This is a genomic window from Herbaspirillum sp. NPDC101397, assembly GCF_044767325.1.
GTDB lineage: Bacteria > Pseudomonadota > Gammaproteobacteria > Burkholderiales > Burkholderiaceae_D > Herbaspirillum.
The window spans coordinates 320,652-334,266 of record NZ_JBIWNS010000003.1 but is presented as its reverse complement, the minus strand read 5'-3'; the positions used below and the strand labels follow the sequence as shown (position 1 = coordinate 334,266).

The following is a 13,615-nucleotide window of genomic DNA, read 5'->3' as shown; positions in this document are numbered from 1 at the left end:
GTAACGAGTGAAATAAAAAGGCCGCCAAAACACATCTGCATCTTGGCGGCCACCGTCAATGAAGAGTCAGGCCGGCGAATCCGCCAGTCCCAGCAATTGGCGCGTGCTCGCCATGGTCGTATCAAGCGGACCGCGATGGCGGCTGATCTTGGCCATCAGGCTGCCGCCCAGCCACAGCTGGTACAGCGTGGCGGCCAACTCGGCCGGCTCCTGCGTCACCTGCAGCGATTGATCGGCCTGCCCCTCCGCCAGGCAGCGCGTCACGCGCTCAATGATGCCGCGCGTACCCCACTCCAGCGTCGCCCGCATGCTTTCGGACAGATCCGAGACTTCAGCACTGAGCTTGACCGCCAGGCAGCGCTGATCGGGATCGCCGCCGGTCTGGGTATCGAGCCAGTACTGCCAGTAACGCATCAGCCGCTGCGCAGCCGGATCGCGCCCGCCCAGCAAGATGTCGAGCTGTGCGTGGTGACCGGTGAAATACCAGGTCAGCAAGGCGTCGCCGAAAGCTTCCTTGGACGCGAAGTAGTGATAGAACGAGCCTTTGGGAATCTTGGCGGCCGCCAGCAACTCGGTCAGCCCGACCGCCGTGAAGCCCTTTTCCAGCATCAGGGACTTGGCGACGTCGAGCATGTGCTGACGCAGATCGGGAGGAGCAATGGCAGTAGTCATGGGCGCATCATGTCACAGATTAGACCGGTCGTCTAGCTAACCTTGAAACAGATATTTCGTCGTGCTGCCTGGCCCGCATGAGCGCGAACGTGCCTAAGCAGCGAAATGCTGCATCAGATGTTCAATAAAACTGCGCGCCGACGGCTTGGCGGCATGTCCGGCGGGGAAGACCGCATGCAGTTCGAGTTGCCCTGCGTCCCAATCCGGCAGCACGCGCGTCAATGCGCCGCCATCGAGTTCGGCGCGGCAGCCCCAGCGACTGGTCTGGACGATGCCGAGACCGGCGACTGCGGCGGCGATCGCCGCTTCATTGAGCGACACCAGCAACCGTCCGTCGACGCGCACGGAAGCGCTGCGCCCGCCCTGACGGAATTCCCAGGTGCGTCCGCCCGTGGGACCCAGGATCATCGCATGCTCGGACAGGTCGGCAGGCGTGCTGGGCGTGCCATGTTTGACCAGATAGGCTGGCGCCGCCACCAGCATGCGCGGAGAGACGGCAACCCTGCGCGCGGTAGCGCTCGAGTCGGGCAGGACGCCGAACCGCAACGCCAGGTCCGCGCCCTCCTGCACCAGATCCTGGCGCTGGTCGCTCATCATCAACTCCACGCGCAGCGCGGGATAGCGCTCCATGAAGAGCGGCAACTGCGGCACGATCTCGCGCACCGCGAGGCTGGACGATACCGCGACGCGCAGCAGGCCGCGCAGCGCTCCCGTGCCTCTCACTGCGTGGTCGGCCTCTTCCAATGCCGCCAGGATCGGCTCAATGCGCGCCAGATAATCCTGGCCGGCCTCCGTCAGCGACACTGCCCGGGTGGTGCGGGTAAATAGCGCGGCGCCGACCTCTTTTTCCAGTTCGGCGGCGATGCGGGACACCGAAGGTTGGGACAGGCCTAGTTCCTGCCCCGTCTTGGAAAAACTGCCGCTGCGCGCGATCCGGACAAACACACGCAACGCAAAAAGGCGATCACTCATGACTATCCATTCATTTGAAATTTGGATATATCTTAGTCGATTTACCCACCTTCTCGCTCATCGACAAATGAAAGATAGTTCTCCTCACGCCACATGGCGCAACCAACTGAGGAAACTGTAATGAAACTACCTGAACAACTCGCCGAATTCCGCCGCAACTTCGAAGCCGGCGGCCCGCCGTTCAACGCCCCTGCCTGGATCCACGAACCCATGCACCGTGCCACGGCAGAGCTGGTGGCGTCTCGCATCGCGGACCGCGCCCTGAAGGCCGGCGACGTCGCTCCCGACTTTGCCTTGCCGGACGTCGACGGAACACCCCTTTCGCTCGCCGAACTGCTGAAATCCGGTCCGCTGGTGCTGAGCTTTTACCGCGGCGTCTGGTGCCCCTACTGCAACCTGGATCTGCAGGCCCTGCAAAAGGCCTTGCCGCAGATAGAAGGCCTCGGCGCGCAACTCATTGCGGTATCGCCGCAAACGGCGGCCAATACACGCCGCTCGGTGCGCGAGAACAACGTCAGCTTTCCGATCCTGTCCGATTCCGGCAATGAAGTTGCAGCGCAATTCGGCCTGCGTTTTACGCTGCCCGAGTATCTGCAGGATCTCTACAAGAACACGTTCAAGAACGATCTTGCCATCAACAACGGCGAACCAAGCTGGTCCCTGCCGATGCCCGCGCGCTACGTCATCGGCCAGGACGGCGTGATCGCCTATGCGGAAGTCAATCCTGACTATACGCAGCGTCCCGATCCTTCAGAGCTGCTGCCGGTGCTGCAACAACTCAAGAACGAAGCCGCCTGATTTCAAACGCCATCGCTGATGCGGGCCCATCCGGGCCTGCATTGTGCAATCCATTGCGCGTCCATGACAGTCGCCGCTGGATGAACGCACTACATTTAAAGGAAATGAACATGTCCAAGTTACAAGGAAAAATCGCCGTCGTCACCGGTGGCAACAGCGGTATCGGCTTGGCCACGGCCAAGCGCTTCGTCGAAGAAGGCGCCTATGTGTTCATCATCGGACGCCGGCAAGCAGAGCTCGACAAGGCCGTGAAGGAAATCGGCCGTAACGTCACCGCTGTCCAGGGCGACGTCACCAACCTGAACGACCTTGATCGTCTGTATGCGACGGTCAAGGAAACCAAAGGCGTCATCGACGTGTTGTTCGCGAACGCCGGTTTCGTCGAGTTGAAGACGATCGATCAGATCAGCCCGGCGCATTTCGACAAGACCTTCGACATCAACACGAAGGGCTTGCTGTTCACTGTACAGAAAGCCCTTCCGCTGATGCGCCAAGGCGGCTCGATCATCCTCGTCTCGTCGATCGCCAACAGCAAGGCGATGCCGTCCTATACGGCTTACAGCGCATCGAAAGCGGCGATCCGCTCATTCGCCCGGACCTGGACGCTGGAACTCAAGGATCGCGGCATCCGCGTCAACACGCTCAGCCCGGGACCGGTGGATACGCCCATCATCGACTTGCAGTTTCCGACCAGGGAAGAAACCGACAAGCTGCGCGAGACCTTCGCGCAGGCGATTCCGCTGGGTCGCCTTGGACGCCCTGAAGAACTGGCGTCCGCAGCCTTGTTCCTGGCGTCGGACGACAGCAGCTTTGTCGCGGGAATCGATTTGCCGGTAGACGGCGGCATGGCGCAGATCTAGGAATGGTTGGCGGCGCGCCCGGTTGTGGGCACGCCGCAGATTGACGATGCCTGGACATTCAATGATGAACGAAGAAGCGACGATGCTCGCCCTGAGTGCAATCGCACACAGATCCCGGCTGGCGATTTTCAAGGCGCTGGCCGCCGCTGGACCGCGGGGACTTTCCGCCGGCGAGATTTCTGCGCAATTGCAGATCGTTCCCTCCAGCCTGTCGTTCCATCTCAAGGAGATGACGAGGGCTGCGCTGCTGTCGGCGCGGCGCGAGGGGACTTATATTTATTATTCAACGGAAGAGAGTGTCGTTGTCGGCGTGATTGATTTTCTGATTGAAACCTGTCTTGTTGAGAAGAAGTGCCTGGAATAAATCCTAACGAAATCATCGGGTACGAAAGTACACGTCGAAAAATCATCCGATGAGCAAGAACGATGAGCTGACTTTTTCTCTGACAAGCCGAAATCCCCCAGCAAAAGAAAAAGGGCTTACGTTTTACCGTAAGCCCTTGATATTGCTGGTGGCCCCCCCGTGAGTCGAACACGGCACCAACGGATTATGAGTCCGCTGCTCTAACCAAGCATGAGCTAGGGGGCCTGAGTCTGGCCGGGACCGAAGTCCCGATCTGACTTAGTTACCTTCCAGGAAGCTCTTCAGCTTGTCGGAGCGCGACGGATGGCGCAGCTTGCGCAGCGCTTTTGCCTCTATTTGACGGATGCGCTCGCGCGTGACGTCGAATTGCTTGCCGACTTCTTCCAGCGTGTGGTCGGTCGACATTTCGATGCCGAAACGCATGCGCAGCACCTTGGCTTCGCGTGGCGTCAGGGAGTCGAGGATGTCCTTGACCACACCGCGCATCGAAGCGTGCAACGCGGCATCGGCCGGGGCCAATGTGTTGTTGTCTTCGATGAAGTCGCCCAGGTGCGAATCGTCGTCGTCGCCGATCGGCGTTTCCATGGAGATCGGTTCTTTGGCGATCTTCATGATCTTGCGGATCTTGTCTTCCGGCATTTCCATCTTGATGGCCAGCGTCGCCGGATCAGGTTCTGCACCGGTTTCCTGCAGGATCTGACGCGAGATGCGGTTCATCTTGTTGATGGTTTCGATCATGTGCACCGGAATACGGATGGTGCGCGCCTGGTCGGCGATCGAACGGGTAATTGCCTGGCGAATCCACCATGTCGCATAGGTCGAGAACTTGTAGCCGCGACGGTATTCGAACTTGTCCACCGCCTTCATCAGGCCGATATTGCCTTCCTGGATCAGATCGAGGAACTGCAGGCCGCGGTTGGTGTACTTCTTGGCGATCGAGATCACGAGACGCAGGTTGGCCTCGGTCATTTCACGCTTGGCCATGCGCGCCTTCTTCTCGCCGGCGCCCATCTTCTTGTTGATGCCGCGCAGGTCTGGAAGCGGCAGCACGACGCGCGCTTGCAGGTCGATCAGCTTCTGTTGCAGTTCCTTGATGGCCGGCACGTTACGCGCCAGCACGACGCTGTAGGCGTGGTTGCCGCTGACTTCGCCGTCAACCCAGTCCAGGTTGCTTTCGTTGCCCGGGAAGACCTTGATGAAATGCGCGCGCGGCATGTTGCATTTGTTGACGGCGACGTCGAGGATCTGACGCTCGATCTGGCGCACTTCGTCGACTTGCGCACGCAACGTGTCGCACAGCTTTTCAACGACCTTGGCGGTGAAGCGGATGCCCAGCAACTCGTTGGAAATGATTTCCTGCGCCTTGACGTACGGCTTCGAGTTGTAGCCTTCTTTTTCGAAGGCCTTGCGCATGTTGTCGAACTGGGTCGAGATGGTGGCGAACTTGCCCAGCGCATCGCGCTTGAGCTGTTCCAGCTGCTCGGCGGAGAAACCTGCGGCGCCGCCGGTGTTGCTGCTTTCGCCTTCTTCTTCCTCTTCCTCGTCGTCCTCTTCGTCGTCCTCTTCGTCTTCTTCATCCGAAGCGGCGGCGACAACGACTTCGCCTTCACTCATGTCAACCAGGCCGTCGACGATTTCGTCGACCTTGATTTCGTCTTTCGAGATCTTGTCGGCGGCGACCAGGATTTCAGCGATCGTGGTCGGGCAAGCCGAGATCGCCTGGATCATGTCCTTGAGGCCGTCTTCGATGCGCTTGGCGATTTCGATTTCGCCTTCGCGGGTCAGCAGTTCGACCGAGCCCATTTCACGCATGTACATGCGGACCGGGTCGGTGGTGCGGCCGAAATCGGAGTCGACGGTCGACAGCGCAGCTTCGGCGGCGGCTTCGGCGTCGTCGTCGCTGGCGACGTTGGCGACGTTGTCGGACAGCAGCAATGTTTCAGCATCCGGCGCGTGTTCGTACACGGAGATGCCCATGTCGTTGAACGTGCCGATGATGCCTTCGATGGCTTCCGGATCGACGATGTTTTCGGGCAGGTGATCGTTGATTTCGGAGAAGGTCAGGTAGCCGCGCTCCTTACCCTGTTTGATCAGGGTCTTGAGCTTTTGGCGGCGACGCTCGAGTTCTTCTTCGGTGGCTTCGGTGTCGGACGAGAACGCGTCTTTCAGCAGCGCCTTTTCCTTGGCCTTGCGGTCCTTGGCCTTGGCCTTGTCGACGGCCTTGAGTTCGGCGCGCTCAACCGCATTCAGTGCGGCGATTTCGTCGTTCTCGGGCTGGAATTCCTTCGGCTTGCGGCCACGGCGGCCCGGCACCTTGACGGACGGCAAAATGTAGCCGGACGTGTCGATGGCTGCCAGTGCGGCGGCGTCGGTGGTCTGGCTGACGCCAGGCGCGATCATGACGCTGACGTCTTTGACTTCGCTCTTGACTGCTGCTTTCGCGGCAGGCTTGGCGGTTTTCGGTTCAGGTTTCTTGATTGTCACAGAAGCTTTCGATTGCACAGAAGCCGGCTTGACGCTGGCTTGAGATAAGTTCTTCTTCGTTGGCGTTGCAGCCGCTTTGGTAGTCGCCTTGGCAATTACCGGCGCTGCAGCGCGAACCGCCGTAGAAGCAGGTTTGGCACTGGTTTTTTTCGCCGAGGCTGTCAATGCAGCTTTCGCCGGCGAGCTTGTTGCCCTTACTGCCGTCGCCGTTGCTTTGCCGGTGGGCTTTGCAGCAGCTGTTTTCTTCGGGACCGATCGTGTTACAGGGGTCGACTTGCTTGCCGGCTTGACGGCCGGCTTGGTGTTTTTAGCGGAAGGTGTCGGAGTTTTTGCGGTTTTCTTCATTGCATCTGCCATAGAATCAAAGCCAAGTGAGTCAAACTCATTGCGCCAATAAAACCATGCTCTTCTTGCATCTCATACCAATTGGATACGATTTGCCCGCGCAACGTTCCTAAATCTTTCGTCCCCTGCATTTCTTGTCCAATGCGATGGCTTATTTGCCTTCATTCGCTCTATGGACCGATGGTTCAATGAATCTTTGCCGCATCACGAATTATGTTTCGCCGCGGAATTAAAGCCCTAGATTATAACATATATAGGGTGTTTTTCCCGGAGATCAAGGCAATCCTGCGTAAGATCCCGCCCCGATCGTCCCTCAACACCTCTCAAAATCATCCGAAATCAGCTCCCGTGAGACGTTTCAGATGCTCCTTCCTTTGCATCAATTCCCGGTACCTGCTTTGGGCAACTTCATCCCTCAGGCCGGTAATCGACAATTGCTTCATTTCGTCCTCGACCTGGCGCATTTTCATCTGGCGCACGGCGCCGGCCATTTCTTGCCGGACGACATCGAATTCGGATTCGACCTCGGTCTCGGCTGCGATTTCAGCGATCAGGCTTTCAAAATCCGCCCCGCCGTCACGCAGCAGCTCGACCAGCGTCGCGAAATTGGCTTGCTCACCCATGCTGCGGCACGCTTCAACCAGTTGCGTCACCATCTGCGCGTGATCCGGTGCGTGATGGCCGACCACCACCAGGGTGTCGTCGTCCAGATCCGCGGACAAGGCCGGATGCGCCACCAGCAGCCGCACGATCTGGCGCTCCAGTCCGATCGGCGCCATGCGCTTGCTGCGCGGCGGCGGTGCCCGGCGCGCGGCAGTCTGCACCACCGGATTGGACAGCTCGAACAAGGCCTCGATTTCAGCCGGCGAGGTCTGCGTGACCTGTGCCAGGCTGCGCACGATCTGCAGGCGCAAGGACGACGGCGGCAGCGCCTGCAACATCGGCTTGGCGTCAAACTGCGCGCGGGCGCGGCCTTCCGGCGTGGTCATGTCGTTCTCGCCGACCACTTCCTTGATCAGAAATTGCGACAGCGGCATCGCTTCTTTAATCTGCTGCTCGAACGCTTCTGCGCCTTTTTCGCGCACGTAACTGTCGGGGTCGTGTTCCTTCGGCAGGAACAGGAACTTGATGATCTTATTGTCCGAAGCGTGGATCAGGCACGCGTCCAGCGCACGCCGTGCGGCGCGTCGTCCGGCCGAGTCGCCGTCGAAGCTGAACACGACTTCGTCGGTCTGACGCAATAATTTCTGCACGTGGATCGGCGTACACGCCGTACCCAGCGTCGCCACCGCCTGCGGGAAACCCAGCTGCGCCAGCGCCACTACATCCATGTAACCTTCGGTCACCAGCACATAGCCCGCTTCGCGGATCGCCTGGCGCGCTTCGAACAAACCGTACAGCTCGCTACCCTTTTGAAATAGCGGCGTTTCCGGGGAGTTCAAGTACTTCGGCTCGCCGCCGTCCATGACGCGGCCGCCGAAGCCGATGACCTGGCCCTTGGTATTGCGGATCGGAAACATGACGCGATGACGGAAGCGGTCGTAACGCTTGCGGCCCATGCGCTGGCCGCCGTCCTCGTCGCTCTTGTCGATCACCAGACCGGCTTCGACCAGCGCCGGCACTTCGTAATCCGGGAACACCTTGCGCAGGCTGTCCCATTCATCAGGCGAATAACCGAGACCGAACTTGGCGGCGATTTCGCCGGTCAGGCCGCGGCCCTTCAAATATTCAACGGCGTTCGGCGCGGCACGCAGCTGCTGGCGATAAAAATCGCAAGCAGCCGACATCGCATCCGACAAGGCCATGCTCTTGGCCTGCTGCTCGGCGCGCTGCGCCGGGGGGATGCGGTCGTCGTTGTCGGGCACCGTCATGCCGACGCCCTGGGCCAGATCCTTGACCGCCTCGACAAAGCCAAGGCCGGAATATTCGATCAGGAAACTGATGGCCGTTCCATGCGCGCCGCAGCCGAAGCAGTGATAGAACTGCTTGGTCGGACTGACCGTGAAGCTTGGCGATTTTTCGTTATGGAACGGGCACAGGCCCATGAAGTTGGCGCCGCCCTTTTTGAGCTGCACATACTTGCCAACCACATCGACTATATCGACGCGGTTGAGCAAATCCTGAATGAACGACTGTGGAATCACAGGGAGTTAGCGTCCTGACAAGATTCAAGCCTTGGTCAAGGCGGCCTTGACCAGAGCGGACACGGCAGTCATGTCGGCGCGACCGGCCAGCTTCGGCTTGAGCACGCCCATGACCTTGCCCATGTCCTGCGGACCGGCGGCGCCGGTGGCGGCCACGGCGGCTTGCACTTCAGCCTTGATCTCGTCATCGGACAGGCCGGCAGGCATGTAAGTGGTCAGAATGGCCAGTTCGGCCTTCTCGATATCGGCCAGGTCCTGGCGACCGCCGGCTTCGAACTGGCTGATGGAATCCTTGCGCTGCTTGACCATCTTGTCGATGATCGCCAGCACCATGGCGTCGTCGAGCTCAACGCGCTCATCGACTTCCTTCTGCTTCATCGCCGCGGTGATCAGGCGAATCGTACCCAGCTTGGCCGCCTCTTTGGCGCGCATCGCCGCCTTCATGTCTTCGGTGATTTGCTCTTTCAGACCCATTGCATTCTCCAGAGATAAGCGATTGATTCAATCTAGCACAAGCCTCAAATCCCGGTCGCTGAAGTGCGTCGCAAAGGACTTATATGAGACCACGTAGGCCGTCGATAAGCGTAGCGAGCAGGACCGACATGTGGATCGAGGAGCGGAATCGTACGAATGTACGATGAGCACCGCAGACCGCATGCCGGTTCGCGCAGCAGCTTAGCGACGGCCTACGAATGCGAAAACCCGCTGTGGTTTGAGCCAGAGCGGGTTTAACGTGGTCGCGCGCACCAAGGCGGCGCGACGGGAAATTCTTAGTACAGCTTCTTAGGCAGTTGCTGGCTGCGGATGCGCTTGTAGTGGCGCTTCACTGCGGCTGCCAGCTTGCGCTTGCGTTCTGCTGTCGGCTTTTCGTAAAACTCGCGCGCGCGCAACTCGGTCAACAGACCGGTTTTTTCAATAGTGCGCTTGAAGCGGCGCATGGCGACTTCGAACGGCTCGTTTTCTTTAAGACGAATAGTGGTCATGTAGATTCAAACCAAAGAGGTTAGGTTGGATACGGAAAGAACGCGATTTTAGCAGACCGAAGCGGCAAATGGAAGCTTTACCGTGGCTTTTTTCCAACCGGACGGCAAAAAATCCAAATAAATCAATGATCTGGGATGCGTGCCGGAAACATACACTCCCGCATTCACGCCAACTCTATTCAATCGCCTGCCCCGCCGCCACGCCCGACGCCCAAGCCCACTGGAAGTTGTAGCCGCCCAGCCAGCCGGTCACGTCGACCGCCTCACCGATAAAATGCAGGCCCGGCACCTTGTTGACCATCATGCTCTGCTGCGACAGCTCGCGCGTGTCGACACCGCCCATGGTGACTTCGGCCTTGCGGTAGCCTTCCGAACCATTCGGCTTGATGGTCCAGCGGTTGAGCGCTTCGCCCACCTGGCGCAGTTGCTTGTCCGGCATGTCGGCAATGCGCGCCGTGCCGTCGAATCCGTTGGCTTTGAGCAAGCCGTCAGCCAGGCGCGCCGGCAGCCATTGCCCCAGCTGGTTGCCGAGATTCTTCTTGAGCGTGGTCTTGCCTTCGATCAAGACCTCGGCGACATCGATCTGCGGCAGCAGGTTCAACGTCAGCGAGGCGCCCTGCTGCCAGAAGCTCGAAATCTGCAGGATAGCCGGACCGGACAAGCCGCGATGGGTAAACAACAAGTCTTCGAGGAAGTAACCGCGCTCCTTCTTGACGCCGGTCTCCACCTCGACTTCCAGCGCGATGCCGGCCAGGTCGACGAAAGGCTGCCAGCCGGCGCCGTCAAAAGTCAGCGGTACCAGGCCCGGGCGCGTCTCGACCATCTTGATGTCGAACTGTTTGGCGATGCGATAGGCGAAATCGGTGGCGCCGATCTTGGGAATCGACAGGCCGCCCGTGGCGATCACCACATGACGCGCCAGGATTTCGCCGGAATCGGTCTCCAGCCGGAACAGCTCGCCGTCCTTGCCGACCGAGGCCACGCCGCACGGCATGCGCCACTCGACATTGCCTGAGTCGCACTCGGCCTTGAGCATGGCGATGATCTCTTCAGACGAGTCGTTGCAGAACAACTGGCCCTTGTGCTTCTCATGGAAGCTGATCTGGTAGCGCTTGACCAGCGCAAGGAAGTCCTGTGGCGTGTAGCGCGACAAGGCGCTTTTGCAGAAATGGGGATTTTGCGAAAGGAAATTCTGCGGCGTCGCGCTGATGTTGGTGAAGTTGCAACGACCGCCGCCGGAGATGCGGATCTTCTCGGCCAGCTTGGATGCGTGATCGATCAGCACCACCGACTTGCCGCGCTGCCCTGCCACGGCCGCGCACATCATGCCGGCGGCGCCGGCGCCGATTACTGCTACATCGAATGGTGTTGTCATGTTTGCTTTCGCCAGCCTGCTTCGCTGGCGAAGGCAGGGGCATCATTGGAAATAAGAAGGCGGCGACCGGTCCATCCACAGTTCGGACGACAGACGCATCATATCGTTGAGCGAACCGCGCTGGGCAAATGCCTGGCGCAGCCAGCCGGCGTCGCTGAGCCGGTTGTGCGCCATGTGGCGCAGGCGTTTCAGGGTCAGTTCCTCGACCTCGTTTTGCACATACGGTTGCAGCAACTGCAATTGCAACAGCAAATGCTCGAAGATCGGCAGTTTACTCGAAGTCGCCGGCGTTTCGCCATGCAACGCCAGCATGCCGTTCAATCCGAAGCGGCTGGCCTCGAACCGGTTGTACTGATACAGCAGGTAAAAATCGTCGCGCATCACGAACGGCCGCTCGGTCAGGATCCAGCGCGCCAGCAGCTGCGCGTAGGCGCCCAGGTGGGCGGCGTGCTCGATGGTCAGCGGGGTGTCGCAGACACGGATTTCAACGGTGCCGTATTCGGGCTTGGGGCGGATGTCCCAGTAGAAATCCTTCATGCTGGCGACGATGCCCATCTGCAGCAGCTCGTCGTAGTAGGTCTCGAACTCGGCCCACTTGGTCTGCACCGGCGCCGTGCCCGACAGCGGGAACGCACGCACCACGTTGCTGCGCGACGAGTCGAATTTGGTGTCGGCGCCCTGATAGAACGGCGACGCCGCCGACAGCGCGATGAAATGCGGCACGAAGCGAGAGAACGCATGCGTCAGATACAGCGCATCGTCGCCGTTGGCCACGCCGATGTGGATGTGCTGGCCGAACACGGTGAAGGTCTTGGCGAGATAGCCGTACTTCTCGTGCAGGTGATAGAAGCGCTCGCTCGGCGTGATGCGCTGCTCGTTCCAGTGCTGGAACGGATGCGCGCCGCCGCCGGAGACATCGATGTTGAGATATTGGGCGCCGTTGTTGAGGGCGCCACGCAAGTCCTTCAACTCTTCGATCAGCTCGTCGACGCGGGTGTGGATGCCCGAGTTGAGTTCGATCATGCCCTGCGTCATTTCCAGCTTGATCTGCTTTTGCAGCTCGCGCGGCTCAATCCAGGTCAGCAGGTCGACGGCGTCGCTGGCGAGATTGTAGTTGCGGCGATTGACCAGCTGCAGCTCAAGCTCGATGCCCATCGTGAACGGCGTGGACGAAGTGAACGGCAGGATGCCGGCGCTGGACGTCGGAAAATGCGTCAGTCCTTCTTCCTGCACCGGCGCAGCGGCAGGGATAGAGGCAGAGGTAGTGGTAGTAGTCATTCGCGTCCGCTTTCACCAGATTTGATCAGGGCGAATTGGGTGGCGACAGGGCCAAACAATTCCAGCACGATCAGACATCCCGCCAGCAAGGGCACGACGTCGGACGTGGTATGCGGGTACAGGTTGGAAATCGTCTGCATCAGCCCGAGTCCCGCCTCGGTCATCGGCAAGGTGCCCAGCGTGAGTAGTCCGGCCTGCTTCCAGTTCATGCGCGCAAAGCGGGCGAACAGGAACACGCCGCAGCCCATCGCCACGAAACGCGCGGCGATCAGAATCAGCACCGACAAGCCGACCATGCTCAGGTCCGCCAGGCGCATCGAGGCGCCCACGGTGACGAACAGCATCACCACGAACAATTCGTTGGCGACGCCGAATTCCAGCTCCATCAGGTCGTACTGGCGATCCAGGTTCTTCGACATGATGGCGAAGATCAGCATCGTCAGCATCACCGGCAAATGCAGCGCGTGCGCCACGCCGATGGCCAGCGCGATGACCGAAATCACCAGCACGAACTGGCGGCTGCCCTGGCGACCAAGCAGGCGCGCCAGCGGCATCATCAGCCAGTAAGTCAGGTAAGCCAGCACGGCCGAACCGATCAGCGAATACGCGGTGTGCTCGACCAGCGTCAGCAGCGGCGTGCCTGACTCATGCGCAATCACCGGCAGCAAGGCGTAGGCGGCCAGGATCGCGACGAAGTTATTGAGCGCGGTCATGGTCGCCAGGCGACGCGTGACCTGGCCTTCAGCCTTGAGGTCGCGCAGCACCACCAGCACCACGGCCGGGGCGGTAGCGATGGCCCAGACGCCGCCCAGCAGGGCCAGTACGTTGGAGGTGCCGAACCACAGCAAGGCCAGGCTGACGAAAGTGAAGCACAGTACAGCCGAGGTGACGACGGTGGCCAGCAGCCACTTCTCGCGGCGCAGCCAGCCGATGTCGACGTAGCGACCAAGTTGGTATACCACCAGCGCGACGGCAATGTCGGCGAAGATATTGGTCACGCTCAGCACATCGCCCGACAGCCAGTTCAGGCCGCCGCCGCCGAGGATGAAACCAACAATCAGATAACCCGTGATGCGCGGCACCCATGGCGACTTCGACACGATATGACCGGCTATCAGCCCGAACAGCAACAAGCTGCCGAACAGCAGCAACGCGTTCCACTGGATCGGTTGTGCAAGGGCGAAAGACGGAAGAGTCCACTGCATAGCTCCTCCTGACGTATTTATTTTGACGGTGCGCGCGCTTCGCCTGTTCCTTGGCGATGCTGTTGGAGACGCACTGATGATTGATATGAAGCGATGCTGCTTGAAAGCTTCCTGAACATTAACCGCGGTAGGGAA

13 protein-coding genes and 1 tRNA gene are annotated in these 13,615 nt (G+C 59.9%); 4 read left to right on the top strand and 10 right to left on the bottom strand.

The features are described from left to right. Window positions 1-66: 66 nt before the first annotated feature. Window positions 67-672 (bottom strand): TetR/AcrR family transcriptional regulator, encoded by a 606-nt coding sequence (locus ACIROW_RS09465; protein WP_402274527.1) that lies wholly within the window; start codon window positions 670-672, stop codon window positions 67-69. A gap of 93 nt (window positions 673-765) precedes the next feature. Beyond that, entirely contained in the window at window positions 766-1,644 is an 879-nt protein-coding gene (locus ACIROW_RS09460; RefSeq protein WP_402274524.1) for a LysR family transcriptional regulator, read from the bottom strand. 120 nt (window positions 1,645-1,764) lie between these two features. Between ACIROW_RS09460 and ACIROW_RS09455 the strand changes: the two genes are divergently transcribed. The 3 genes from ACIROW_RS09455 to ACIROW_RS09445 all read left to right on the top strand — a co-directional run bounded on the left by ACIROW_RS09455 (window position 1,765) and on the right by ACIROW_RS09445 (window position 3,666). Further along, entirely contained in the window at window positions 1,765-2,442 is a 678-nt protein-coding gene (locus ACIROW_RS09455; protein ID WP_402274521.1) for a peroxiredoxin-like family protein, read from the top strand. Between the two features lie 110 nt (window positions 2,443-2,552). Next, entirely contained in the window at window positions 2,553-3,302 is a 750-nt protein-coding gene (locus tag ACIROW_RS09450; RefSeq protein ID WP_402274518.1) for an SDR family NAD(P)-dependent oxidoreductase, read from the top strand. Window positions 3,303-3,363: 61 nt separating this feature from the next. After that, window positions 3,364-3,666, top strand: coding sequence for an ArsR/SmtB family transcription factor (locus tag ACIROW_RS09445; protein ID WP_402274515.1), 303 nt, complete (start codon window positions 3,364-3,366; stop codon window positions 3,664-3,666). 146 nt (window positions 3,667-3,812) lie between these two features. Here ACIROW_RS09445 and ACIROW_RS09440 read toward each other — a convergent pair. Together ACIROW_RS09440 and rpoD are read right to left on the bottom strand one after the other, a co-directional pair. Further along, window positions 3,813-3,891 (bottom strand) — tRNA-Ile (locus ACIROW_RS09440). 33 nt (window positions 3,892-3,924) lie between these two features. Next, on the bottom strand, window positions 3,925-6,150 hold the full coding sequence (gene rpoD / locus ACIROW_RS09435; protein ID WP_402274512.1) for an RNA polymerase sigma factor RpoD: 2,226 nt from the start codon (window positions 6,148-6,150) through the stop codon (window positions 3,925-3,927). A gap of 88 nt (window positions 6,151-6,238) precedes the next feature. Between rpoD and ACIROW_RS09430 the strand changes: the two genes are divergently transcribed. Next, a complete protein-coding gene (locus ACIROW_RS09430) occupies window positions 6,239-6,547 on the top strand; it encodes a hypothetical protein (RefSeq protein ID WP_402274509.1) in 309 nt (102 codons plus the stop codon). Window positions 6,548-6,824: 277 nt separating this feature from the next. Here the strand turns inward: ACIROW_RS09430 and dnaG are convergent, their stop codons facing one another. The 6 genes from dnaG to ACIROW_RS09400 all read right to left on the bottom strand — a co-directional run bounded on the left by dnaG (window position 6,825) and on the right by ACIROW_RS09400 (window position 13,480). Then, the gene (dnaG, locus tag ACIROW_RS09425; protein ID WP_402274507.1) at window positions 6,825-8,639 is read right to left on the bottom strand and encodes a DNA primase; all 1,815 of its coding nucleotides are present in this window, start codon (window positions 8,637-8,639) and stop codon (window positions 6,825-6,827) included. Between the two features lie 24 nt (window positions 8,640-8,663). Beyond that, window positions 8,664-9,113 carry a GatB/YqeY domain-containing protein gene (locus ACIROW_RS09420; RefSeq protein WP_402274504.1) on the bottom strand — a complete coding sequence of 150 codons (450 nt, stop codon included), beginning with the start codon at window positions 9,111-9,113 and terminating at the stop codon, window positions 8,664-8,666. A gap of 296 nt (window positions 9,114-9,409) precedes the next feature. Further along, window positions 9,410-9,622, bottom strand: coding sequence for a 30S ribosomal protein S21 (rpsU, locus tag ACIROW_RS09415; protein WP_005665410.1), 213 nt, complete (start codon window positions 9,620-9,622; stop codon window positions 9,410-9,412). 175 nt (window positions 9,623-9,797) lie between these two features. Continuing rightward, complete coding sequence (locus tag ACIROW_RS09410; protein ID WP_402274501.1) at window positions 9,798-10,997, bottom strand: NAD(P)/FAD-dependent oxidoreductase; 1,200 nt, start codon at window positions 10,995-10,997, stop codon at window positions 9,798-9,800. 42 nt (window positions 10,998-11,039) lie between these two features. Beyond that, window positions 11,040-12,275 (bottom strand): YbdK family carboxylate-amine ligase, encoded by a 1,236-nt coding sequence (locus ACIROW_RS09405; RefSeq protein ID WP_402274498.1) that lies wholly within the window; start codon window positions 12,273-12,275, stop codon window positions 11,040-11,042. Beyond that, window positions 12,272-13,480, bottom strand: coding sequence for a cation:proton antiporter (locus ACIROW_RS09400; RefSeq protein ID WP_402274496.1), 1,209 nt, complete (start codon window positions 13,478-13,480; stop codon window positions 12,272-12,274). The genes ACIROW_RS09405 and ACIROW_RS09400 overlap by 4 nt, the downstream gene beginning before the upstream one ends. Between the last annotated feature and the right edge of the window lie 135 nt (window positions 13,481-13,615).

What these genes read in the sequence shown, in the direction of transcription:
- ACIROW_RS09465 (WP_402274527.1), bottom strand. Translation starts at nt 672, where the DNA reads ATGACTACTGCCATTGCTCCTCCCGATCTGCGTCAGCACATGCTCGAC.
- ACIROW_RS09460 (WP_402274524.1), bottom strand. Translation starts at nt 1,644, where the DNA reads ATGAGTGATCGCCTTTTTGCGTTGCGTGTGTTTGTCCGGATCGCGCGC.
- ACIROW_RS09455 (WP_402274521.1), top strand. Translation starts at nt 1,765, where the DNA reads ATGAAACTACCTGAACAACTCGCCGAATTCCGCCGCAACTTCGAAGCC.
- ACIROW_RS09450 (WP_402274518.1), top strand. Translation starts at nt 2,553, where the DNA reads ATGTCCAAGTTACAAGGAAAAATCGCCGTCGTCACCGGTGGCAACAGC.
- ACIROW_RS09445 (WP_402274515.1), top strand. Translation starts at nt 3,364, where the DNA reads ATGATGAACGAAGAAGCGACGATGCTCGCCCTGAGTGCAATCGCACAC.
- ACIROW_RS09420 (WP_402274504.1), bottom strand. Translation starts at nt 9,113, where the DNA reads ATGGGTCTGAAAGAGCAAATCACCGAAGACATGAAGGCGGCGATGCGC.
- rpsU (WP_005665410.1), bottom strand. Translation starts at nt 9,622, where the DNA reads ATGACCACTATTCGTCTTAAAGAAAACGAGCCGTTCGAAGTCGCCATG.
- ACIROW_RS09410 (WP_402274501.1), bottom strand. Translation starts at nt 10,997, where the DNA reads ATGACAACACCATTCGATGTAGCAGTAATCGGCGCCGGCGCCGCCGGC.
- ACIROW_RS09405 (WP_402274498.1), bottom strand. Translation starts at nt 12,275, where the DNA reads ATGACTACTACCACTACCTCTGCCTCTATCCCTGCCGCTGCGCCGGTG.
- ACIROW_RS09400 (WP_402274496.1), bottom strand. Translation starts at nt 13,480, where the DNA reads ATGCAGTGGACTCTTCCGTCTTTCGCCCTTGCACAACCGATCCAGTGG.